20 protein-coding genes are annotated in these 21,788 nt (G+C 28.2%); 6 read left to right on the forward strand and 14 right to left on the reverse strand.

All coding sequences use genetic code 11. The features are described 5' to 3' along the window. Positions 1-46: 46 nt before the first annotated feature. Positions 47-1,288: a peptidase T gene (gene pepT / locus K0039_RS13740; RefSeq protein ID WP_228105646.1), complete on the reverse strand. Its 1,242-nt coding sequence runs from the start codon at positions 1,286-1,288 to the stop codon at positions 47-49. A 107-nt stretch (positions 1,289-1,395) separates the two neighbouring features. Then, a complete protein-coding gene (locus tag K0039_RS13745; protein WP_228105647.1) occupies positions 1,396-2,181 on the reverse strand; it encodes a PIG-L deacetylase family protein in 786 nt (261 codons plus the stop codon). A gap of 204 nt (positions 2,182-2,385) precedes the next feature. Here K0039_RS13745 and K0039_RS13750 point away from each other — a divergent pair, with 204 nt between their 5' ends. Together K0039_RS13750 and K0039_RS13755 are read left to right on the forward strand one after the other, a co-directional pair. Further along, on the forward strand, positions 2,386-3,108 hold the full coding sequence (locus tag K0039_RS13750; protein WP_228105648.1) for a response regulator transcription factor: 723 nt from the start codon (positions 2,386-2,388) through the stop codon (positions 3,106-3,108). Then, entirely contained in the window at positions 3,080-4,690 is a 1,611-nt protein-coding gene (locus K0039_RS13755; protein ID WP_228105649.1) for a HAMP domain-containing sensor histidine kinase, read from the forward strand. Before K0039_RS13750 ends, K0039_RS13755 begins: the two co-directional genes overlap by 29 nt. A gap of 73 nt (positions 4,691-4,763) precedes the next feature. Here K0039_RS13755 and K0039_RS13760 read toward each other — a convergent pair whose 3' ends face one another. Further along, on the reverse strand, positions 4,764-5,546 hold the full coding sequence (locus K0039_RS13760) for a PIG-L deacetylase family protein (RefSeq protein WP_228105650.1): 783 nt from the start codon (positions 5,544-5,546) through the stop codon (positions 4,764-4,766). Positions 5,547-5,750: 204 nt separating this feature from the next. On the opposite strand from K0039_RS13760, the gene K0039_RS13765 reads away from it, so the two are divergent. Both K0039_RS13765 and K0039_RS13770 read left to right on the forward strand, forming a co-directional pair. Further along, positions 5,751-6,473 carry a response regulator transcription factor gene (locus tag K0039_RS13765; RefSeq protein ID WP_228105651.1) on the forward strand — a complete coding sequence of 241 codons (723 nt, stop codon included), beginning with the start codon at positions 5,751-5,753 and terminating at the stop codon, positions 6,471-6,473. After that, the gene (locus K0039_RS13770) at positions 6,445-8,064 is read left to right on the forward strand and encodes a HAMP domain-containing sensor histidine kinase (RefSeq protein ID WP_228105652.1); all 1,620 of its coding nucleotides are present in this window, start codon (positions 6,445-6,447) and stop codon (positions 8,062-8,064) included. The genes K0039_RS13765 and K0039_RS13770 overlap by 29 nt, the downstream gene beginning before the upstream one ends. Positions 8,065-8,103: 39 nt before the next feature. Here the strand turns inward: K0039_RS13770 and murI are convergent, their stop codons facing one another. Continuing rightward, positions 8,104-8,880, reverse strand: coding sequence for a glutamate racemase (gene murI, locus K0039_RS13775; protein WP_228105653.1), 777 nt, complete (start codon positions 8,878-8,880; stop codon positions 8,104-8,106). Positions 8,881-9,173: 293 nt separating this feature from the next. Here murI and K0039_RS13780 point away from each other — a divergent pair, with 293 nt between their 5' ends. Beyond that, positions 9,174-9,743 (forward strand): amino acid permease, encoded by a 570-nt coding sequence (locus K0039_RS13780; protein ID WP_331476760.1) that lies wholly within the window; start codon positions 9,174-9,176, stop codon positions 9,741-9,743. Positions 9,744-9,997: 254 nt separating this feature from the next. Here the strand turns inward: K0039_RS13780 and K0039_RS13785 are convergent, their stop codons facing one another. The 9 genes from K0039_RS13785 to K0039_RS13825 all read right to left on the reverse strand — a co-directional run bounded on the left by K0039_RS13785 (position 9,998) and on the right by K0039_RS13825 (position 19,223). After that, the gene (locus K0039_RS13785; protein WP_228105654.1) at positions 9,998-11,212 is read right to left on the reverse strand and encodes an MFS transporter; all 1,215 of its coding nucleotides are present in this window, start codon (positions 11,210-11,212) and stop codon (positions 9,998-10,000) included. Positions 11,213-11,287: 75 nt separating this feature from the next. Continuing rightward, complete coding sequence (locus tag K0039_RS13790; RefSeq protein ID WP_228105655.1) at positions 11,288-12,199, reverse strand: bifunctional enoyl-CoA hydratase/phosphate acetyltransferase; 912 nt, start codon at positions 12,197-12,199, stop codon at positions 11,288-11,290. 16 nt (positions 12,200-12,215) lie between these two features. Further along, complete coding sequence (locus K0039_RS13795) at positions 12,216-13,037, reverse strand: MerR family transcriptional regulator (RefSeq protein WP_228105656.1); 822 nt, start codon at positions 13,035-13,037, stop codon at positions 12,216-12,218. 95 nt (positions 13,038-13,132) lie between these two features. Continuing rightward, a complete protein-coding gene (buk, locus tag K0039_RS13800; RefSeq protein ID WP_228105657.1) occupies positions 13,133-14,218 on the reverse strand; it encodes a butyrate kinase in 1,086 nt (361 codons plus the stop codon). Between the two features lie 114 nt (positions 14,219-14,332). After that, entirely contained in the window at positions 14,333-14,929 is a 597-nt protein-coding gene (locus K0039_RS13805) for an indolepyruvate oxidoreductase subunit beta (protein ID WP_228105658.1), read from the reverse strand. A 1-nt stretch (position 14,930) separates the two neighbouring features. Continuing rightward, on the reverse strand, positions 14,931-16,715 hold the full coding sequence (gene iorA / locus K0039_RS13810; protein WP_228105659.1) for an indolepyruvate ferredoxin oxidoreductase subunit alpha: 1,785 nt from the start codon (positions 16,713-16,715) through the stop codon (positions 14,931-14,933). A gap of 30 nt (positions 16,716-16,745) precedes the next feature. Then, on the reverse strand, positions 16,746-18,011 hold the full coding sequence (locus K0039_RS13815; RefSeq protein ID WP_228105660.1) for an aminotransferase class I/II-fold pyridoxal phosphate-dependent enzyme: 1,266 nt from the start codon (positions 18,009-18,011) through the stop codon (positions 16,746-16,748). 144 nt (positions 18,012-18,155) lie between these two features. Further along, a complete protein-coding gene (locus K0039_RS13820) occupies positions 18,156-18,344 on the reverse strand; it encodes a hypothetical protein (protein WP_228105661.1) in 189 nt (62 codons plus the stop codon). Positions 18,345-18,365: 21 nt separating this feature from the next. Then, on the reverse strand, positions 18,366-19,223 hold the full coding sequence (locus tag K0039_RS13825; RefSeq protein WP_228105662.1) for an Mrp/NBP35 family ATP-binding protein: 858 nt from the start codon (positions 19,221-19,223) through the stop codon (positions 18,366-18,368). 174 nt (positions 19,224-19,397) lie between these two features. Here K0039_RS13825 and K0039_RS13830 point away from each other — a divergent pair, with 174 nt between their 5' ends. Beyond that, on the forward strand, positions 19,398-19,775 hold the full coding sequence (locus K0039_RS13830) for a GtrA family protein (RefSeq protein WP_228105663.1): 378 nt from the start codon (positions 19,398-19,400) through the stop codon (positions 19,773-19,775). Between the two features lie 38 nt (positions 19,776-19,813). On the opposite strand, the gene K0039_RS13835 is transcribed toward K0039_RS13830, so the two are convergent. Continuing rightward, positions 19,814-21,697 (reverse strand): sensor histidine kinase, encoded by a 1,884-nt coding sequence (locus tag K0039_RS13835; protein ID WP_228105664.1) that lies wholly within the window; start codon positions 21,695-21,697, stop codon positions 19,814-19,816. Positions 21,698-21,788 lie beyond the last annotated feature (91 nt).

A 21,788-nucleotide genomic window follows, 5' to 3' on the forward strand; every position in this document is an offset into this window, starting at 1 on the left:
TTATTAATCTAGTAAATTATATTCCAATACCTATATTTTTTAGAAGTTATTTAATCTCTTCATGACTTATAGCATCATTTTTAATAATATTAATTATGGTTTCTTTTGCTTTTACCATATCTTCAACTGAAACATATTCGTAAATCCCGTGAAAATTTACTCCTCCAGTGAATATATTAGGTGTTGGAAGTCCCATATATGATAGCTTTGCACCATCGGTTCCACCTCTTATAGGAATTATATTCGGTGTCACCCCTGCTTCTATCATAGATTTCTTGGCCAACTCTACAACATGCATAACTGGCTCTATTACTTTTTTCATATTGTAATATTCATCTTTTACTTCTACTTTTACTACTTCTTTTTTATATTTTTCATTAATTCTATCACCAATATTTTTTAATAAATCTTTCCTTCTTTGTAAATTACTTAAATCAAAATCTCTAATTATATATTTTAATGTGGCCCCTTCTATGCCACCCTTAAAATCTGTAATCATATAAAAACCATCATATCCATCTGTTTTTTCAGGAACTTCATCCTCAGGTATTAATGAGTGAAATTCCATGGCTACAGTAGTTGCATTTATTAGAATATCCTTAGCTGAACCAGGATGTACACTTTTACCTGTAATATTAACTATGGCACCTGCAGCATTGAAATTTTCATATTCTAGCTCTCCTAAATGACCTCCGTCTATTGTATATGCAAAATGAGCATTAAATTTTTTCACATCAAACAAGTCCGCCCCTCTGCCAACTTCTTCATCAGGAGTAAATCCTATAGCAATTGGGCCGTGTTCAATTTCCTTATGCTCAACTATGTGTTTTATTGCCTCTATAATTTCTGCTATTCCTGCTTTATCGTCAGCACCAAGTAAGGTAGTCCCATCTGAAGTAATTAAAGTTTTTCCTATTTGATTTTTTAAATATGGAAACTCTTTCATTGATAAAACGATATTTTTTTCCTTATTTAATATAATATCTTCTCCATTGTAATTTTCATGAATTTGTGGTTTTACATTTTCGCCACAAGCCGCTGGTGCAGTATCCATATGAGAAATAAATCCTATAGTATTACACATTTTTTCTGTGTTTGCTGATATAAATCCATAAACATAACCATTATCATTCATATAGGCATTCTCCACGCCTATTTCCTTTAGATCTTCTACTAAAATTTCACCAAGATTTTTTTGTCTTTCTGTACTTGGTGTAGTAGTTGAATCTTCATCACTTGTTGTATATATTTTTGCATATTTTACAAAACGATTAATTAAATTCTCCATTATAATCCTCCTATTAATTATTAACTCTTCCATATTTATTATTTGTAATAATTTCATTTTTTAATACAAAAGAGAAGTTGCTATAAATTTATAGCAACTTCTCTTTTCTACACGCTAGGTGTGTGTAATATAGACTCATAACTTCTCATAAGATTTTCAAAAGATCTATGATCTGACTTATATCCTATACCTTCTCTTTTTTGATCTTCATCTACTAACTTGTATTGTTCACAAGCTTTTTTTATTTTTTCTTTATCTTCTTTTTTAATTGCTTTATAAAATATTCTTTCACTTTTTGGAATATCTTTTTTATACTCTGGCTTTACAAAATATTTTACATCTTTTATATTCCCTGAATTGTATAAAGATTGAATAACTGCTCCATTTTTAAGATGTTGTAAATGCCAGTCAAACTTATAAGTATGAGCTACATGTGTTACACTTTTCAACTCTTTTTCAAATTTTAAAGCGATTTGTTCCATTTGCTCAAAGCTTGTAGACCCAGTTTTATTTGTTCTTGGTAATAAAATTACATTTTCTTTTTTAACTCCTAATGCATTAACCGCCGCAAGAAATTCTCTTTCTCTATATTCGTACTTTTCCATTTGGCTCATTTTGTCAAATATCTTTTCTTTACCAAATATTTTTATTCCTGTTCCATAAGATACTTGTACCACGTAAACATGATCCGCTCCTACTTCATTTATAGCCTCTATAATTGCTGCTGATGCCCAAAGTGTTTCATCATCTTGATGTTGAGCATAAAAAACTACATTATCTTTAAATTTTGTATCTCCATAACTTTCTTCATTTTCAAATCCTGTTATAAATAATGGCAACATTAGCAATACTATTATTCCTATTGCTAGCTTCATCTTATTTTTAATCATCATATTTATCTCCTTCTCCCTTAAGTACTAAATTTATTATACATGTAACAAATTACTAAATGATTACATGACAATAACAATTTTATTACAATTGTGTAATATTATGTAGAAATCGTTATAAAATTGTAACATTTAATACCTGTTTTTAATACTTTCTTTTGATATAATTGATTTGGCGAAACGAATTTTTATAAGGGAGTGTAATTTATGAATGAAAATATTTTAGTAGTTGACGATGAAAAAGAAATAGTCGACGCTATTGAATTTTACTTAAAACCTGAGGAGTATAATGTTATAAAAGCATATGATGGCTTGCAAGCGCTTGAAATGATTATAGAAAATGACATTAAACTTATCATTATGGATGTGATGATGCCAAATATGGATGGTCTTAAAACTACTATGAAAATCAGAGAAGATAAAAATATACCAATTATTTTATTATCTGCAAAATCCGAAGATATGGATAAAATTTTAGGACTAAATATGGGAGCTGATGATTATATAACTAAGCCCTTTAATCCATTAGAACTAACTGCAAGGGTTCGTTCTCATCTCAGAAGATATATAAATTTGGGGAATATGTCTGATGCAAATTTATCTTCTACCGTAGAAGATAAGATGATAATTTTAAGAAGTGGTGGATTAGAATTAAATCAAGAGACAAAAGCTGTAACTCTAGATGGAGATGGTGTAAAGATTACACCTATTGAGTATAAAATTTTAGAACTGCTTCTTTCTAATCAAGGAAGAGTCTTCTCATCTCATGAGCTATATGAAAGAGTTTGGGAAGAAGATGCTTACAATTGCGAAAAAACTGTAGCAGTTCACATTAGAAGAATCCGTCAAAAAATTGAAATAGATTCAAAAAATCCAAAATACTTAAAGGTGGTGTGGGGAATTGGCTATAAAATTGAAAAATTATGCTAAAAATTTAGGTGCTAATAATACCTCTGTAAAAGTATTTTCTTTATTCTTTATGTTTTTATCTGTATCCATTTTTGTAGAAACAGTAGCATTTATTTGTAGAGATACAAGTTTTCCCGATTATTTTACAGGTGTAATTTACCATGACAGTTGGTTACCTTATACTCTTGTAAGGCAATTTCTTTTATTTGGACCCGGTGTCTACTATGATACCATATATATGTTTTGGGCATATACATCTGTGTGCATCATTTCTTTTATTTTAACTTTTATGTCATTTTGTTTTTACAAAAAAAATATTAAAACTGTAACATTTTTTGATAATTTTATAAAATATCTAAATAATAAACTTCCCCTAGAACTAGTTTTACTATTAGTTTTTATATCTATTCAAATTTCTAGATATGGAATGCACAGAGAATTATATATGTATGATAAATTCATATTCTACGATATTGCAGCACTATACTTAATATACTTCATGATAAACTATGTTATTTATAATAAAGAAAATCTATTTGATAAATTATATACATCACCTTTTATAAAAACCCTAATAAATAAACATAATAAAAGATCATTAAACAAAAAACTTTCCTATGCTTTATGCTTTGAATTAGTACTTCAATGCATATTATTATTTGTTTTATTTGCAACCTTTGACTATAATTCTATGCTTATTTTTATACTTTATATCTTTATAACTTTGATATCTTATATTTTTATATTTAAATTAATATATAAAAAATTTGATTATATTGAATACATTTCAAAGGAAGTTGAGTCTATTAAAAACGGCGATATTGATTGTAAATTACAAATTAAGGGAAATGATCAAATTGCTCTTCTTGCAGAAAATATTAACAATATGAATGAAGGTCTTACTAAGGCTGTGGATAATGCAATAAAAAGTGAAAAAATGAAGACAGAATTAATCACTAATGTATCTCATGATTTAAAAACACCTTTAACATCTATCATAAATTATGTGGACATGCTAAAGAGTGATACTCTAGACGATGATACAAAAAAATCTTATTTATCTATTTTAGATAAAAAATCTAAGCGACTTAAAATTTTAGTTGAAGAAATTTTTGAAGCTTCAAAACTTAGTAGTGGTGAAATGGAATTCAACATAGAAAAAACTGATATTAAAGAACTTTTAATACAAAGTATTGTTGAGCTGGAAGATAAAATTAAAAAAAGTAGATTAGATTTTATTGTAGATACACCAGATGAACCTATATTTACTATGGTAGATGGTAAGAGAACTTTTAGAGCTTTTGATAATCTAATTACAAATATAACAAAATACTCGACTCCTAACACTAGAGTTTATATAGATTTATTTGTTGAAAATAATACTATATCTATAATCTTCAAAAATATTTCCAATTATAGGTTAAATTTAAGTCCAGATGAATTTTTAGAAAGATTTAGACGTGGAGATTCTTCTAGAAATACGGAAGGATCAGGACTTGGTCTATCCATTACTCAAAGTATTCTAAACACACAAAATGGCACTATGGATTTAAATATAGACGGAGATTTATTTAAGGTAATTTTACAATTTGAAACATGCTAATAAAATTAAGGGATGAACTTATATAAAATTCATCCCTTTTTATACTTTAAATACATGAAAAATCTAAATGTTCTTAAACACTAGGTGTGTGTAATATAGAATCATAATTATCCATAAGTCTTTCAAATGATTTATTATCTGATTTATATCCTATACCTTCCCTTTTTTTACCCTTATCTACTATCTTATATTGTTCACAAGCTTTTCTTATTTTTTCTTTATCTTCTTTCTTTATAGCCTTATAAAATATCCTTTCACTTTTAGGAATTTCATCCTTATATTCTGGCTTAACAAAATATTTTACATCTTGTATTTTATTTGCATTATATAAAGATTGAATAACTGCACCATTTTTTAAATGTTGTAAATGCCAGTCTAATTTATAAGTATGAGCAACATGAGTTACACTTTTTAATTCATTTTCAAATTTCAAAGCAGTTTGCTCCATTAGCTCAAAACTTGTAGATCCTGTATTATTTAATCTAGGTAATAAAACTACATTTTCTCTTTTTACTCCCAATTCCTTGACAGCTGCAAGAAACTCTCTTTCTCTATATTTATATTTTTCCATTTCATTCATATTATCAAACATATCTTCTTTATCAAATATGTTTATTCCTGTTCCATAAGATACTTGTACCACATATACATGGTCTGCACCTACTTCATTTATTGCTTCTATAATTGCAGCTGATGCCCAAAGTGTTTCATCATCCTGATGTTGAGAATAAAACACCACATTATCCTTAAATTTTGTATTTCCATAACTTTCTCCATTTTCAAATCCAGTTATAAATAATGTTATCATTAATAATGCTACTATACTTATTGCAAATTTAATTGTATTCTTAGTCATAATATTTACTCCTTCTCCCTCATCTGTTAATCTCATTGTACATGTCATAAATTACCAAACAATTACGTAGAAATAACAATTCTATTACAATTACATAATGATATTCATAAATCTTTATAAATTTGTAATAATTAAGAACTGTTTTTGATATCTTCTTTTGATATAATTGATTTTGCTAGAAAAACTATATAAAGGAGGGTATTTATGAATGAAAATATTTTAGTGGTTGATGATGAAAAAGAAATAGTTGATGCTATTGAGTTTTACTTAAAACCTGAGGGATATAATATTTTAAAAGCATATGATGGATTACAAGCTCTTGAAATGATTATAGAAAATGATGTTAAACTTATTATTATGGATGTAATGATGCCAAATATGGACGGTCTTAAAACTACTATTAAAATACGAGAAAATAAAAATATACCAATTATTTTATTATCTGCGAAATCCGAAGATATGGATAAAGTTCTAGGACTAAATATGGGAGCTGATGATTATATAACCAAACCTTTTAATCCACTAGAACTAACTGCAAGAGTTCGTTCTCATCTTAGAAGGTATATAAATCTAGGCAATATACCTAATATAAATTTATCTCCTACTATAGAAAATAAGATGATGATTTTAAGCAGTGGTGGGTTAGAATTAAACCAAGAAACAAAATCTGTAACTCTGGATGGTGATGAAGTAAAGATTACACCTATTGAGTATAAAATTTTAGAACTGCTTCTTTCTAATCAAGGAAGAGTATTTTCTTCTCATGAACTATATGAAAGAGTTTGGGAAGAAGATGCTTATAATTGTGAAAAAACTGTAGCAGTTCACATTAGAAGAATCCGTCAAAAAATCGAAATAGATTCAAAAAATCCAAAATACTTAAAGGTGGTGTGGGGAATTGGCTATAAGATTGAAAAAATTAAATAAAGATTTTAGCTCTGTAAATCCTTATATAAAGATTTCTTCTATTTTGTTAATGGTTTTATCTGCTTCTCTATTTTTTAACACTATATTGTTTATATTTAGAGATAACTTTTATCTTTTTAAAAGTATTATTAATAATTATGGTTGGTACGATTCCACAGGTGTTAGAAGATTTATTTTATTTGGACCAGATATTTATTATATGGACAACAGGGTAGTGGCTTTGGCAGTATCAGCTATTTGTATAGTTTCATTAATTGCAACTTTTATAAGCTTTAAATTGTATAAAAAAAATATTAAAACTAAAACTTATTTTAGTAAATATGTAGCATACTTATACGAAAAACTTACTATAGAAGTACCTTTGTTATTTGTCATTATATCCACCTTCTTCAGTGTAAATAATACGCATAGACAAATATATGTATATGATAGCTTTGTAATTTATGATGCTATTTGCTTGTTGTTCTTATTATTTTTAATCAATTATATTATTTATAACAAAAACAATTTGCTTAACAAAGCGTACTTATCTCCATTTATAAAAGCTTTATTTAACCAAAATTATAAAAAAACAATAAATAGAAAGTTAGCTTATTCTTTATGCTTTGGCATACTAGTACAAACTATTATTTTGATGTTTATTTTTAATTATATCTACGGTGAACTAATATACTCATTTAAATTTATTCTATTTATAGACCTTCTTACGTTTACAGTATGCCTCTTTTTATTTAGAATAACTTGTACCAAATTTGATTATATAGATTACATTTCAAAAGAAGTAGAATCTATTAAAGAAGGCTCTCTAGATTATAAACTAAATATTAAAGGCAATGATCAAATTGCTACTCTTGCTAATAATATAAACAATATGAGTGAAGGTTTAGGAAAAGCAGTAGATAATGCCATAAGAAGTGAGAAAATGAAAACAGAATTAATTGCAAATGTATCTCATGATTTAAAAACACCTTTAACATCCATAATTAATTATGTGGATATGTTAAAAAGTGAAGATATAGATGATGATACTAAAAAAGCTTATTTATCTATTTTAGATAAAAAATCTAAGAGGCTCAAAACTTTAGTTGAAGAAATTTTTGAAGCTGCAAAACTTAGTAGCGGTGAAATGGAATTTAATATTGAAAAAACTGATATTAAAGAACTTTTGATACAAAGTGTAGTAGAACTGGATGATAAAATTCAAGAAAGTAGATTAGATTTTATTGTTGAAACTCCAGAAGAGCCTATATTTGCTATGATTGATGGTAAACGAACTTTCAGAGCTTTTGAAAACCTAATTGCAAATATAACAAAATACTCTGCTCCTAATAGTAGAGTTTATATAGATTTATTTGTAGAAAATAATACTATATCAATAATATTTAAAAATATGTCAAATTATAGATTAAATTTAAGCCCAGATGAGTTTTTAGAAAGATTCAGACGTGGTGATTCTTCTAGAAATACTGAAGGTTCAGGCCTTGGTCTGTCTATTACTCAAAGTATTGTTAATACGCAAAATGGAACCATGGATTTAAATATAGATGGTGATTTATTTAAGGTAATTTTACAGTTTGAGACATGTGAATAAAAAATATATAAAAAAACAAAGTATTAAATACTTTGTTTTTTATATATTTAATAGCTTTTCTGATAATTTTATAAATCTTTCATCATTTGAAGAGTTATAAATTGTAACGCTTCCCTCTTCATTATCATCTCTTAATTCATCTTTTTCTCTTAAAACTTCTTTTAAATGATTTGTAGTTCCTAAATTTCCATCAACTATATTTATATTATTATTTAATATTTTTTCCATGTAATCTTTATAGAATACAAAGTGTGTACATCCTAAAACAACACTATTAATGTTACTCATATTTAAGTCTTTATAATAAGTTTTTAGTTGATTTTCAACAACCTCTTCATTATCTAACAAGTCATTCTCCACTATATTTACAAGTTCTGGGCATGGCATTTTTATTACAATATTATCATTACTATATTTTGCCATTAAGTCATTAAATTTAGTTTCTTTTAATGTAAGCGGTGTTGCCATTACTACTATAGTATTGTTGACTTTCCCATCAGCAGCAACCTTTAGTGCTGGTTCCATTCCTATGATTGGTAAATCAGAATATTTTTCTCTAAGTATATTTGCTGCTGCAGAAGTTGCTGTATTGCATGCTATAACAATAGCCTTTACACCTTTACTTAAGAAAAACTCTATAATATCCACACATCTTTCAGTTATTTCTTCTTTTGTTTTTATTCCATATGGAGCATTTGCTGAATCACCATAATATAAAAATTTCTCATTTGGCATAGTTTTAACTAATTCTTTTAGCACGCTCACCCCACCTAAGCCTGAATCAAAAACACCTATTGCTTTATCTTTATTATTCATTATTTTAACCTCCAATACTAACTCTTTATATATAAATATTTCAACTTATTTCTTATTCTAAAATTATATAAAACCTTTATAATCATATTGTTCGCTCTTTTTATTATAAAATATCTTATTTATTAATACAAAGAAAAATTTCTGACACTATAATTCAGGTTGCATCTATGCATGATATTTTTTAAACAAAATATAAAAAACCAATTTACATTTATTTCCAAAAACGTTATTATATTATTATAACAATCAAAAAATTAAAAAAGTAAGTATTAAAAATTTTAGGGGATTTTTATATGAGTAAAAACGATAAGTTTGATAAAGTCCTGAATAAATCCGACGCCTTTGTACTTGTATTTGAAGCGATGATTGTTTGGGGATGGGTTGTTTTATCAGGGGAATGGATACAAACATCCGGAACTCTTGGTGCTATCTTAGCATTTATTGTAGGTGGCATAATGGTATTATTTGTGGGGCAAGCATACGCAGAACTAACCTCCGCTATGCCTAAGTGCGGTGGAGAGCAAGTCTTTAGTTATCGAGCATTGGGCAGAAATACGTCTTTTATCTGCACTTGGGCTATCATCTTAGGATACATATCTGTAATAGCTTTTGAAACAGTGGTACTTCCAACAGTTTTACAATATTTATTTCCAAATTACGTAAAAGGTTATATGTACACTATTACTGGATTTGATGTTTATGGTACATGGGTTATGGTTGGTATAATAAATTCAATTATAATCACTATCATAAATTACTTCGGAGTAAAAACAGCAGCATTTTTACAAGGTTTATGTACTGTGTTAATTACACTAATTGGTTTAGCTCTAATCGGTGGATCTTTTGTAAATGGTTCAACTTGAAACATACAACCTCTTTTTAAAGATGGAGTCGGAGGCCTTATGAAGGTGGTATAATTCTCGGTCGGGCTGTTTTAGGATTAATATTCTATATCTGGGCTGCTTTTAGTGGCATCGAAGCTCGAGAACCTAGGTATAATTAACATAATAATTAAGTAAATTAAAATAAAAAATTACTGGAATAAATTGTTCCAGTAATTTTTTTATGTTTATATCATAAATAATTAATAATTGTTTAGTGTAATTTTTACATATTCTTATGGTCTTTTTATCCCTAAAAAACATATAAAGCCTATTGCTATAGCACTTATCATTAATATAAAAGTAGTTAAATAAGAACCACTTGAATCATATAAATATCCTGCTATAGTTCCTCCAAAAGAAGCAACAATCAAACTTAAATTAACTATTGGAAAATTTATTGGATAATATGTTGGCCCATAAAATGCATTTACAAAAGCTGAACTTGTTGTTGGTATACCTCCATAAGAAAAACCACAACACATAAACCCAAGTACTATTAATAAGAAGCTTTTATTCATAAGCGCAAGTATTAAAATTCCCACAGATATAAAGAATACTATATTAATTATAAACATAGTTTTCTTTCTTCCTATTTTATCAAACATCCCTCCATAAACTACACGACCAATACCATTAAATATAGAAATTAATCCAACAACAGTTGCTATAGTTGATGGGTCTACTTGTGGTCCTACTTCCATAGCCACACCTTTAGCTTGAGAAATTAATGCTAGCCCTACTCCACTTAATAATACTGCCCAAGTAAAAAATAACCAAAAAGCAGGTCTTTTTATCATTACAAAAGCATGAACATCTATACCATCCTCAAAATTTTTCTTTTTATCAGTATTAGACTTATTTTCTGGAGGTATAAAATCATCACCTGGCTTAACAAAGAAAAACCCACCTATACCAATTACTATAAATAATAATATACCAAATATCATAAATGAATTTCTCCAACCTCCTATTTCTGTTGGAGTATATGCTTGATATACCTTTCCTATAATAAAACTTCCTATACCAAATCCCATTAATAAAATTCCTGATATTAGTCCTTGTTTGTCTGGAAACCATTTTGACATAGTGCTCATTACTGCATTATAAGCAAGGCCAGATGCAAATCCTGCTAAAATACCAAATCCAATATATAATCCTATTAAGGTAGTTATTTTTGAAGATATATAAAATCCAATTAAGAACATTATCGCTGATGCCCAAACATTATACTTTACGTTGACTCTATTTGATAATAAGCCTCCAACTAATCCACCTAAACAAAACATGGTCATACCTATGGTAAAAGTTAATGATAATTGCGCTGTCGACCAATTTGTAAATTCTTGACCTATAGGTGAAGCTAATACACTCCATGCATATATAAGTCCTGCAAATAATAAAACAACGGTACCCACAACAGCATATATCCAACGATTAAGTTTTTTCATACTATTCTCCCCTATTAATTATATTAAAAACCAAAAAATTCTTTTTTAGCATAAACTAAAAAAGAATTTTTTACCTTATTTATTATGGCCTGCAATTAAGGCACCATAAGCTATTGAGTATAATTTCGACTCATGACTATCAGCTCTAGAAACTAAAACAATAGGAGCTTTTGCACCCATTATTATTCCAGCAGATTTTCCGCCTGCAAAATATGTTAAAGTTTTTCCTATACCGTTACCTACTTCTATAGTTGGCATTAACATTATATCTGTTTCTCCTGCTACTCTACTTTCAAAACTTTTTATCTTTGCTGCTTCTTTAGATACAGCCAAATCAAATGCTAAAGGTCCTTCTACTATTACACCTTCGCCAAACTCTCCTCTTTCACCAGCTTCTTGTAAAGCTTTTGCATCAACTGTAGCTGGCATTTTAGGATTTATTTTTTCTTTTGCAGCTAAACATGCAACTTTTATTTCTTCTAAACCTAAAGGCTTAGTTGCTTCTATAGCATTTTTTAATATTTTAACTTTTTGATCGTAGTCAGGTGCTATATTCATGCCTCCATCTGTAGTTACTAATAATTTATCATATGTGGGTATTTCATAAACCATAACATGACTAAGTAAGCTGTCTGTTCTAAGACCCCACTCTTTATTTAAAACTGCTTTTAATATAACTGAAGTATCTAGCAATCCCTTCATCACAAAATCTGCTTCTTTTGAAGAAACTAATTTTACAGCAGTTTCTGCACATTGCTCTATAGTGTCTTTTTGTATTATTTTTATTCCATTTAAATCAAAATTTATTTCTTTACTTATTTCTCTTATTTTATTTTCATCACCAATTAAAATAGGAGTTATTATATCCTTTTCTACGGCACTTTGAATAGCTAGTAAAACCTCTTCATCATGAGCTGCTGCCACTGACAATACAACTTTTTTGTCTCCTCTTAATTGATGTAATATGCCCTCTAATTTATTTATCATGCTTATTCCCCTTTATTTAAGATTTCTTAACTAAAATTTGTAGTTCCATAACTACTTCTTCATGTGTTAAAGATAAACTTGGATCTGTTAGCTCCATCTCCAATGAGTCATCTAAGATCTCATAACCTTTCTTATTGATATAAGACTTCAATTTTTCATAATATGGAGGTGCATCTTTGTGAACACCATTAAACCTAATACAAACATAAGTCCCTTTTGGAAATATTTTTATTAAGCTTTTATCATATTTTTCTTCTTCTATCATTACAAAAATAGATTTATATTCTCCATATTCCTGCTGAATTAAATCTTCTCTAGCTATGGATACTCCAACTGCTCCATATGTTAGAAAAATTTTATTTTCAGACATCTTCGTCAACTTTCTAAGAGAAAGCTCAATATCATAATCAGTTTTAATACTGTGTCTTAATCTAACAGCTTGTCTTTCGTCAAAATCTATTTCCCTAATAATTCCTAGTAAGTCTTCTCTTGTTGAATCTTTAATTTGCATTATTTTATTATTAATCTTATGTTTAATAAGTTCCAATTCACTTATTTTCTGATTAATAAAGTTATTTTGTTCCTCTAAGGAGCGTATTACATCTTCTGTACTCACATTGTTTAGATTATATTTTATTTTATCCAATGAAAGTCCAAGTTCTTTTAAATACTTTATGGTCTCTAAGTATTGAAATTGGTCTAATGTATAATACCTGTACTTATTCTCCTTATTAACAAAACTGGGTTTAAATAAATCTATCTCATCGTAATATCTTAATGTTTTTTTATTTATGTCAAATAGCTTAGATATTTCTCCTATGGTAAAAAAATCCTTCATATAACAACTCCCCTAATTTTAATTATATTTATATTATATAAAATTAGAGGAGCATATCCAATTATGTTAATTAAATCACGTATAAAATTTTCTTACTAAGCTTTTATAAAATCAGTTTCACTGTATATTGTAGCTTCTTCTTCACCTTCTAATACTCTAAGTGCACCAAAAGCTAAAGCCTCTAATTCATTTTCTCCAGCTAATATTTCTACTGGTGCTATAAACTTAATTCTCTTACTTATTGATTCGCTCATATATTTCGAATAAGCTATTCCACCAGTTATAATTATTGCGTCCACATCACCATTAACAACTGTAGCAAGTTCACCTATAGATTTTGCTACTTGTAAAGCTAGGGCATCATATATTAATTTTGCATATTCATCACCATTAGCTATTCTTTCTTCAACTTCTCTAGCATCAACAGTATTTAAATATGAAACTATTCCACCTTTACCTCTCACATTTTTAACCATTTCTTTGTGAATATATTTTCCTGAGTAACATAAATCAACTAACATTTTTGCTGGTAGTCTTCCTGCTCTTTCTGGTGAGAATGGTCCTTCTTCATCAGAAACAAAGTCTACTATTTTCCCTTTTTCATGAACATTTAAGCTTATACCCCCACCTAAATGAGCTACTATTAAATTTAAATCTTTATAATTTTTATTATTCATTTTTGCATATTTTATTGCCATAGCTCTAGTATTTAAGGCATGAGTTAGACAAACTCTATCCAACCCCTTAAGTCCAGATACTTTTGCTATATCTCCACTTTCATCTACACAAACTGGATCATATATATATGAATTTACCCCAATTTCATTGGCAATAGAGTATGAAATTGTAGCTCCTAAATTTGATGCATGATCTAATGTAGGTCTATTATTTAATCTATCTATCATTTCCTCATTTATTAAATATGCACCTGATTTAACTGGTGGTAATCCTCCACATCTTCCTACTACTGCATTTATACTTTTTAGCTCTATGTTATTTTCTTTTAAAGCTTCTTCTATTTCATTTTTTCTCATTTCAAACTGATCCATTATAGACTTGAACTTTGATAACTCTTCTACTGAATGATTTAATGTTTTTGCAAAAACTTGATTTTCTCCATCATATACTGCAAATTTTGTTGATGTTGATCCAGGATTTACGGCTAAAACTCTATAAGTCATATTTTTGTCCCCTTTTATAATTTTTTTATATTATAATCTTTCACCATGATAGATGTCAAAAGCTATTATAAGAAAAACTTATAATAGCTTTTGAGTTTATATGGCTAAATAAATTTAAACAGTTGCTTTACTTATTTCTTCTACTAAGTCCATACCAACGCGGAAAGCTTTTATATTTAAATCAATAAACTTTTCTTTTACATTTTTTCTTATAATATCTTCCCAGTCGATTTTTTCTAGTTTCATTGATTTTACTAGAGAACCTAATAATATAACATTCATTACTTTTGCATTTCCTAGTTCTTCAGCTTTTTTTGCTGCATCTATAATTTTTGCATTTAATCTTTTTAATTCTGAATCTATTTCTTCTTCTTTGTATTCAAATTTTCCTACTAATGTAGATACTGAGTTTAATCTATAATTATTTACAACTACTTTTCCTTCTGGTTTTAAATATTTTAAATATCTTAAAGCTTCCATTTTTTCAAAAGAAACTATCATATCTGCTCCACCAATTTCAATAACAGGAGAATAAACATTGTCTTCACTATATCTTACTTGAGAAGAAACTGACCCGCCTCTTTGGCTCATACCATGTATTTCACTCATCTTTACATCGTATCCAGCTTCCATTAATCCTATAGTTAATAACTTACTTGCAAGTATAGTACCTTGACCACCTACACCTACTAACATAATACTTTTAGTCATATTATTTTACCTCCTTTACTATTGCTTCTTTAGGACATACTTGTGCACACACTTCACATCCTAAACATTGGTTTCTATCTATTTTAGATTTTTTAGCTTCTTTATTGTATGAAATTGCAGGACATCCTGTCTTAGTACATTTTTTACATCCTATACATAAATCTTCTAAAACTTCACATTTTTCTGTAAACGGCTTATTAAACTCTTCTATATCTTCTTTAGAGAATTTTTTAAGAGCACATGGCCATCTTGTAATTATTACAGATGCCTCTTCATTTGCAAATGCCCAATCAAGTGTATCATTTACTTCTTTTAAATCATTAGGATTTATTACTCTTAAATTTTTTACACCACAAGCTCTAACTACTGCTTCTATACTTATTTCATTAGTTGGCTCACCTTGTAATTTAAATCCTGAACCTGGATTTTCTTGATGTCCTGTCATACCTGTAATTCTATTATCTAATATTATTGATATTGCATTACCATTGTTATAAATAATATCTAAAAGCCCATTTATTCCTGTATGGAAGAATGTTGAATCTCCAAGTACACCTACAACTCTTTTCTTATTTCCTTCTACCATGTTGAAAACTTGTTGTGCCCCATGTCCTGAACCTAAAGACGCACCCATGCAAACTACACAGTCCATTGCATTGTATGGTGGTGCAAATCCTAGAGTATAACATCCTATATCTCCAGTTATAACTACATCTTTTCTTTTTCCTAGTTCATAGAATAAACCTCTATGTGGACATCCAGCACAGAATGTTGGTGGTCTTGGAACTAATAATTCTTCATTTGTTTCTAAGTGATCAAATGTTTTTCCATATATAGCTTTTCTTATAACATCTGGTGTCATTTCTCCATATGCTGGAAATACATCTTTACCATGACAACTTATTCCTAAAGCTTTAACATGCTCTTCTATAAACTCATCATTTTCTTCTATAACATAAATTTTTTCTACTTTAGATGCAAACTCTTTTATTTTTTCATCTGGCATTGGGAAAGTAAATCCTAGTTTTAAATAAGATGCATCATTTCCGAAGACTTCTTTTGCAAAATTTATACACATTCCAGATGCAATAATTCCTACTTTAGTATCATTTAATTCAATAGAGTTAAGATCAGTATCATTAGAGAATTTTTCTAAATTATGAAGTCTTTCTTCTACTTTTCCTCTTAATACTCTTGAGTTTGCAGGAACTGTAACATATTTAGGTGCGTCTTTTACATATTCTTTTATTCCAACTTCTTTTCTATCTTTGCATTCAACTATACCCTTTGAATGACATAGTCTAGTTGTTAATCTATATAAAACTGGCGTATCAAATTTTTCACTTATTTCAAATGCTTCCTTGAACATATCTTTAGCTTCTTGGCTAGTTGATGGTTCAAACATAGGAATTTTAGCTGCTCTAGCATAATTCCTATTATCTTGCTCATTTTGTGATGAATGTTGTCCTGGCTCATCTGCTGTAATTATTACAAATCCTCCAGTTACACCTGTATATGCTACAGTAAACAATGGATCAGCTGCCACATTCAAACCAACATGTTTCATAGATGCAACAGTTCTTGCTCCTGCTATTGAAGCTCCTGCTGCTGCCTCGACTGCTACTTTCTCATTTGGTGCCCATTCTGCAAGAATATCACCCTTATATAAAGCTATATTTTCTAATATCTCCGTACTTGGAGTTCCAGGATAAGCTGAAGCATATTTTACACCAGCTTCATATGCTCCACGAGCTATGGCCTCATTACCTGTCATTAATTTTTTCATGTTAATAGTCCCCCTTATTTTTACGTTTTTTTATACTGAAGTTGTATCTAATGACTTAACTTTTTCAAAAACTTCTTTTATAATCTTTGGAGCTTTTTTACACTTTTCCTCTGATACTGCACATACTGCAAATCTTAATCCCATTTTTAAAGGAACTAAATAAAGATTTTCTTTAGTAAGTGCTTCGCAAATTTCTTTTGGATTATTGCATGGTATACTTACAAAAAATCCATCTCTATATGGAAGTGTCTCAAGATTTACTTCTTTAGCGCCTTGAACAAAAGCTTCTGCTCTCTTAACAAGCATATCTTTATATTGATTTTTCTCAATTTTATATTCTGCATACTTTTTCTCATCTGCAATTAAATGAGAAAGAATAGACATGGCTCCTCTATTACAATTAGACCAATTAGCTCTACAAGAATGCATTAGTGAGTAATAGAATTCTTCTGCCATATCTTCATTTGAAGATATTCCTATGGCTGCTCCCATTCTCATTCCATAAGCAGTAAATCCTTTTGACATACTAAAGCCTACTATTGATAATATATTCTCTGGCAAGTTTCCAAATTTCTTAAAGAATTTTCTACTTGCTATATCATCTTTAACAAAATCTATATATGCAACATCTATAAATAAAACTATTTTTTTACTTTCATCATTTGCAACTTCTTTTACAAAATCTAATATTTCATCCCACTCATCATCAGACACAGTATATCCTGTTGGATTATGACCAGGAGTATTAATTATCGTAAATATATTTCCTTGTTTATCTATAATTTCTTTAAATTTAGATTTAAAAGATTCAATATTGAATTTTCCTTCATCATTAAATAATTTATAATTTGCAACTCCTCTTCCAGCTTCCTCTCCTATAATTCCATAAGGACTCCAGTACCAATCAGAAGTCAAAATTACATCTTTGGGATTAGTATAGTTCCACATTGCTAATTTAATAGCACCACTTCCACCTGGCGAAGCTACAACTCTTACATAACCATCTGGATCATTACCTTGAAAACAAACTTTTTTTACAGCCTCTTTATAGTCATCTTGTCCTGCAATAGAAGCGTAAGCAGATATTTCATTGTTAGGCAATGATTTTAATTGTTCAAAAACACTATTCATTGTTATTAGCTTTCCATCATCATCCATCAATGCACCTATAGTAGCATTGATAACGTTTTCTTTGCCTATATTTTGTTCTGCCTTTTGAGCTCTTTCAGATAAGTTAAATATAATGTCATTTTCTCTGGGCCATCTTGCGTGGTCTGCAACCATACTTAATTTCATTTTATTCCCCCCATTTTATTTCACTATTTTTATATTCATAATATTCTCTAATATCATAATAAACCTTCCATTAACTGGAATGTCAATAGGTTTTATATAATCTAAAAAAAAATACACAGTTCAATATATTGAACTGTGTATTTTTTAATCATCTCTTTTTTGGGCAGATAGCTTCATCATTTTTAGATGTTGCCTCATAAAGAATATTTCAGCTGTCATAGCAAAGCATGCTACTATCCTAATTGTCATACTTGTAGTATTTAGCGCGATTTCAGTAAAATATGTAAATAAAACTAAATCAATACTAAACACAAAAATATCTCCTAATTTCATTTGTTCACTCCCTATTTTTAACTAAAATGCCCCTGAGACCTCTTTTTCTTTTTCTTCTAATGACTTAATCATATTTATTACTATAGGATTGGATAATCCTTCTACTTCTTCATCGCCATCATTATAAATTCCTATAGATACGTTTCCTATTCCAGAATTCATTGGTAATTGTCCTAAAAGATCCAAATTCATATCATCAAGGAATTTTCTATTATTTTCTCCATTAAATATTTGAATCTTTTTACCACAGTCTGGACATGTTATATAGCTCATATTTTCAACTACACCTATAACATCTATATCTAACTTTTGTACCATATGAACAGCCTTTGTAACTATCATTGATACCATATCCTGAGGTATTGTAACCATTACTATACCGTTTATAGGAATGGATTGCATAACTGTTAAAGCTACATCTCCTGTTCCTGGAGGCATATCTATTATAAGGTAGTCTAATTCTTCCCATAAAACATCTGTATAAAATTGTTTTACTGCATTAGAAACCATTGCACCTCTCCAAATAACAGGTTCTTCTTCATTTTCTATTAATAAGTTTAGAGACATTACTTTTATTCCATCTGCTGTTACTGCTGGATATATAAACTCCTCTGTTGCTCTTGCTCTTTGCTTATCTACACCTAAAAGTCTTGGTATACTAGGGCCTGTTATATCTGCATCTAATACACCTACTTTATATCCTTGTTTAGCTAAATTTTTTGCTATAAGTGCTGATACTGTAGATTTTCCTACTCCACCTTTACCACTCATAACACCTATAATTTTATTAATTTTATTTAGTGGATTATTAACCACTGAACAACTTGATTGCTCTTTATTACAAGATCCATTTGATGGACATGAGTTACAACTTGACATTTCTATTTTCCCCCCTAATAATGGATGTATCTACAAAATAAATATAGTTCTTTATATTTATTTTGTCAATGAACATAATAATGATATAGAATATAAATAATTACTTTTTAAAAGGATGTGTTAGTCATAAAAAATACAATTGTAGAAACGTTTAAACTATATAAAGATAAAATTATGGAATATATAAAATTCAATATTATAGGTACTGCAAATTTTGTAGTTGCTCAGATATTTTACTTAACACTATATCTAGTTTTCAAAATCGATTATTTAATTGCATACACCATTACAAGTGTTATAAGTATTAGTGCATCTTATTATTTAAACTCTAGATTCACATTTAAAGAGCAAGAATATTCTTTAAAGAAATACTTACTAAGTTTCTTAGTGTATATATTTGAATATGCTCTAAATCTAGGGGTTATATTATCATTTGTTAATATATTCGGATTAAGTAAAGCTATAGCGCCTATAATTGCTCCTATTTTCTCAACTATTCCAGTATTTTTTTTAATGAGATTAGTTATAAAGCACACTGATGAAAAAAAATAAACACATTATCAATTTTTAATTAATAATGTGTTTACCCTTTATATATCTGAAAACTCTATATTGGCTCTACTATATCTAACTTCTTCATTTTTTTGTAAAATAAATTCCTCACCACTATTTAATAATTGTTTAGGTATAACTACCATAAATTCACTACCTTGATTAACCTTACTATTTACTTTAATACTTCCTCCATGTAAGTTTACCAAAGATTTCACCAAATATAGTCCTATGCCACTTCCTTGTTTTTCTACTCTGTTCTTGCTTTCAACCTGTTCAAACCTTTCAAATATACAATTAGCCTTTTCCTTTGGTATTCCTATTCCTTCATCTTTTACACTAATCTTAACTTTATCATCTTTAATATATAAGTTAACGTATATATTCCCATTTTTTTTATTAAATTTAACTGCATTTGATAATAAATTAAGCATGGTTCTTTCTATGATGTCTGGATCAAATAGTACTACTTCTTCTTCTACATTTGTATCAAAAATTAAGTGCATACTATTAAATTCTGTAAATTCCACAATAGATTCGCATATATCTTCTATAAATCCTACTATATCTGCATTAATTGGATTAAAACTTATAAATCCGGCCTCAACTCGTGTCGAGTCTAATAAATTATTTATAAGCCTCACAAGTCTTAGGCTATTCATTTCCATAATATCCATATATTTATAAAACTTATTAGCGTCTTGTGGTGATAATTTTGTTAAATTTAATTTGATAAGTTGAATTGTGCTTGATATAAGATTGATTGGCGTTCTTAACTCATGAGATAAATTTGCAAAAAAGTCTAATTTAAGTTGATTTTTTTCTTCTTCTATTTTCTTTTTTTCTGTTACATCAGTTAAGATTCCTACTCTTTTTGATATATTACCTTTAGAATCCTTTATTGGCAGAAATTTATACCAAATCCATTTTTCTTTTCCATTATCTAATTTTACTTTTCTAGTTCCTTCATTACATTGGTCAAAATCAAATTCATAATCTATATTATAATCATTCCATTCTACTCTCTTAAAATACTTATCTAACTTATTAAAGTCCTTATATAAATCTTCTGGACTATCTTCAAATACATTTCTAAAAGCAGGACTGACATACGTTGCTCTTTCCTTATCTCTAATAATAAATACAGAGTCAGAATACTTAGTTATCTCTCTAAAATTCTCTTCATTTTGTTCTAAACTTTTTTCGAAAACTAGCTTATCATTAATTTCTATACTAAAGCCCCTTGTTCCTATTATACTATCATTATTATCTATTATAGGCCATATAGTTGATTCTAAATAGATTTTATTGCCATCTTCTTTTCTTAATGTTTGGTAAAAAGTTTTTACATTTCTATTTGATATTACATTATTTTCTTGCTGTCTAAATTTTCTAATCTCAGATGCTTCCCATAAATCTAAATCTCTTTTACCCATAATCGTGTTTTCATTGTTTGATTTCGTATTATTACAGCTTCCACCTATATCAATATATACTCCGTTTAAATCTTTTGACCAATTATATATTATAAGATCTTCTTCATCATAACTCATATTATAATTGATTGAATATACTACTATAAAATAATCTTCTAAGTAATATATGTCCATAATTACATTTTTATTATTTAATTCAACAGTATACTCTATTTTTCTATGATCATTTTTAATTATGTCTCTTACAAGTTGATCAAATTCATTCGTCTTAAACATATTTTTTATCCAATTATTTACTATTAATTCTGTAACTTCCTTCTCAAATACATTATTTTCTGTTAATAGCTTAAAAATTTTTTCAAATTCTTTATTTTGTTCTAATACTTCTATGCCAATATATTTATTATGATCATTCATTTTACAATTTATTATTAAGTAAGCTATTTTACTATTTCTTATTATACTTCTATAAATATCTTTTTTCATAATAAAACCCCTCATTTTTAATTCTCTATTAAATTAACATAGACTTTAAGACTCATCATTATTTTAATTATATCACTTTTTTACATTTTTT

Source organism: Terrisporobacter mayombei (assembly GCF_020748465.1).
Classification (GTDB): domain Bacteria; phylum Bacillota; class Clostridia; order Peptostreptococcales; family Peptostreptococcaceae; genus Terrisporobacter; species Terrisporobacter mayombei.

What these genes read in the sequence shown, in the direction of transcription:
- pepT (WP_228105646.1), bottom strand. Translation starts at nt 1,288, where the DNA reads ATGGAGAATTTAATTAATCGTTTTGTAAAATATGCAAAAATATATACA.
- K0039_RS13745 (WP_228105647.1), bottom strand. Translation starts at nt 2,181, where the DNA reads ATGATGATTAAAAATAAGATGAAGCTAGCAATAGGAATAATAGTATTG.
- K0039_RS13750 (WP_228105648.1), top strand. Translation starts at nt 2,386, where the DNA reads ATGAATGAAAATATTTTAGTAGTTGACGATGAAAAAGAAATAGTCGAC.
- K0039_RS13760 (WP_228105650.1), bottom strand. Translation starts at nt 5,546, where the DNA reads ATGACTAAGAATACAATTAAATTTGCAATAAGTATAGTAGCATTATTA.
- K0039_RS13765 (WP_228105651.1), top strand. Translation starts at nt 5,751, where the DNA reads ATGAATGAAAATATTTTAGTGGTTGATGATGAAAAAGAAATAGTTGAT.
- murI (WP_228105653.1), bottom strand. Translation starts at nt 8,880, where the DNA reads ATGAATAATAAAGATAAAGCAATAGGTGTTTTTGATTCAGGCTTAGGT.
- K0039_RS13780 (WP_331476760.1), top strand. Translation starts at nt 9,174, where the DNA reads ATGAGTAAAAACGATAAGTTTGATAAAGTCCTGAATAAATCCGACGCC.
- K0039_RS13785 (WP_228105654.1), bottom strand. Translation starts at nt 11,212, where the DNA reads ATGAAAAAACTTAATCGTTGGATATATGCTGTTGTGGGTACCGTTGTT.
- K0039_RS13790 (WP_228105655.1), bottom strand. Translation starts at nt 12,199, where the DNA reads ATGATAAATAAATTAGAGGGCATATTACATCAATTAAGAGGAGACAAA.
- K0039_RS13795 (WP_228105656.1), bottom strand. Translation starts at nt 13,037, where the DNA reads ATGAAGGATTTTTTTACCATAGGAGAAATATCTAAGCTATTTGACATA.
- buk (WP_228105657.1), bottom strand. Translation starts at nt 14,218, where the DNA reads ATGACTTATAGAGTTTTAGCCGTAAATCCTGGATCAACATCAACAAAA.
- K0039_RS13805 (WP_228105658.1), bottom strand. Translation starts at nt 14,929, where the DNA reads ATGACTAAAAGTATTATGTTAGTAGGTGTAGGTGGTCAAGGTACTATA.
- iorA (WP_228105659.1), bottom strand. Translation starts at nt 16,715, where the DNA reads ATGAAAAAATTAATGACAGGTAATGAGGCCATAGCTCGTGGAGCATAT.
- K0039_RS13815 (WP_228105660.1), bottom strand. Translation starts at nt 18,011, where the DNA reads ATGAAATTAAGTATGGTTGCAGACCACGCAAGATGGCCCAGAGAAAAT.
- K0039_RS13820 (WP_228105661.1), bottom strand. Translation starts at nt 18,344, where the DNA reads ATGAAATTAGGAGATATTTTTGTGTTTAGTATTGATTTAGTTTTATTT.
- K0039_RS13825 (WP_228105662.1), bottom strand. Translation starts at nt 19,223, where the DNA reads ATGTCAAGTTGTAACTCATGTCCATCAAATGGATCTTGTAATAAAGAG.
- K0039_RS13830 (WP_228105663.1), top strand. Translation starts at nt 19,398, where the DNA reads ATGGAATATATAAAATTCAATATTATAGGTACTGCAAATTTTGTAGTT.
- K0039_RS13835 (WP_228105664.1), bottom strand. Translation starts at nt 21,697, where the DNA reads ATGAAAAAAGATATTTATAGAAGTATAATAAGAAATAGTAAAATAGCT.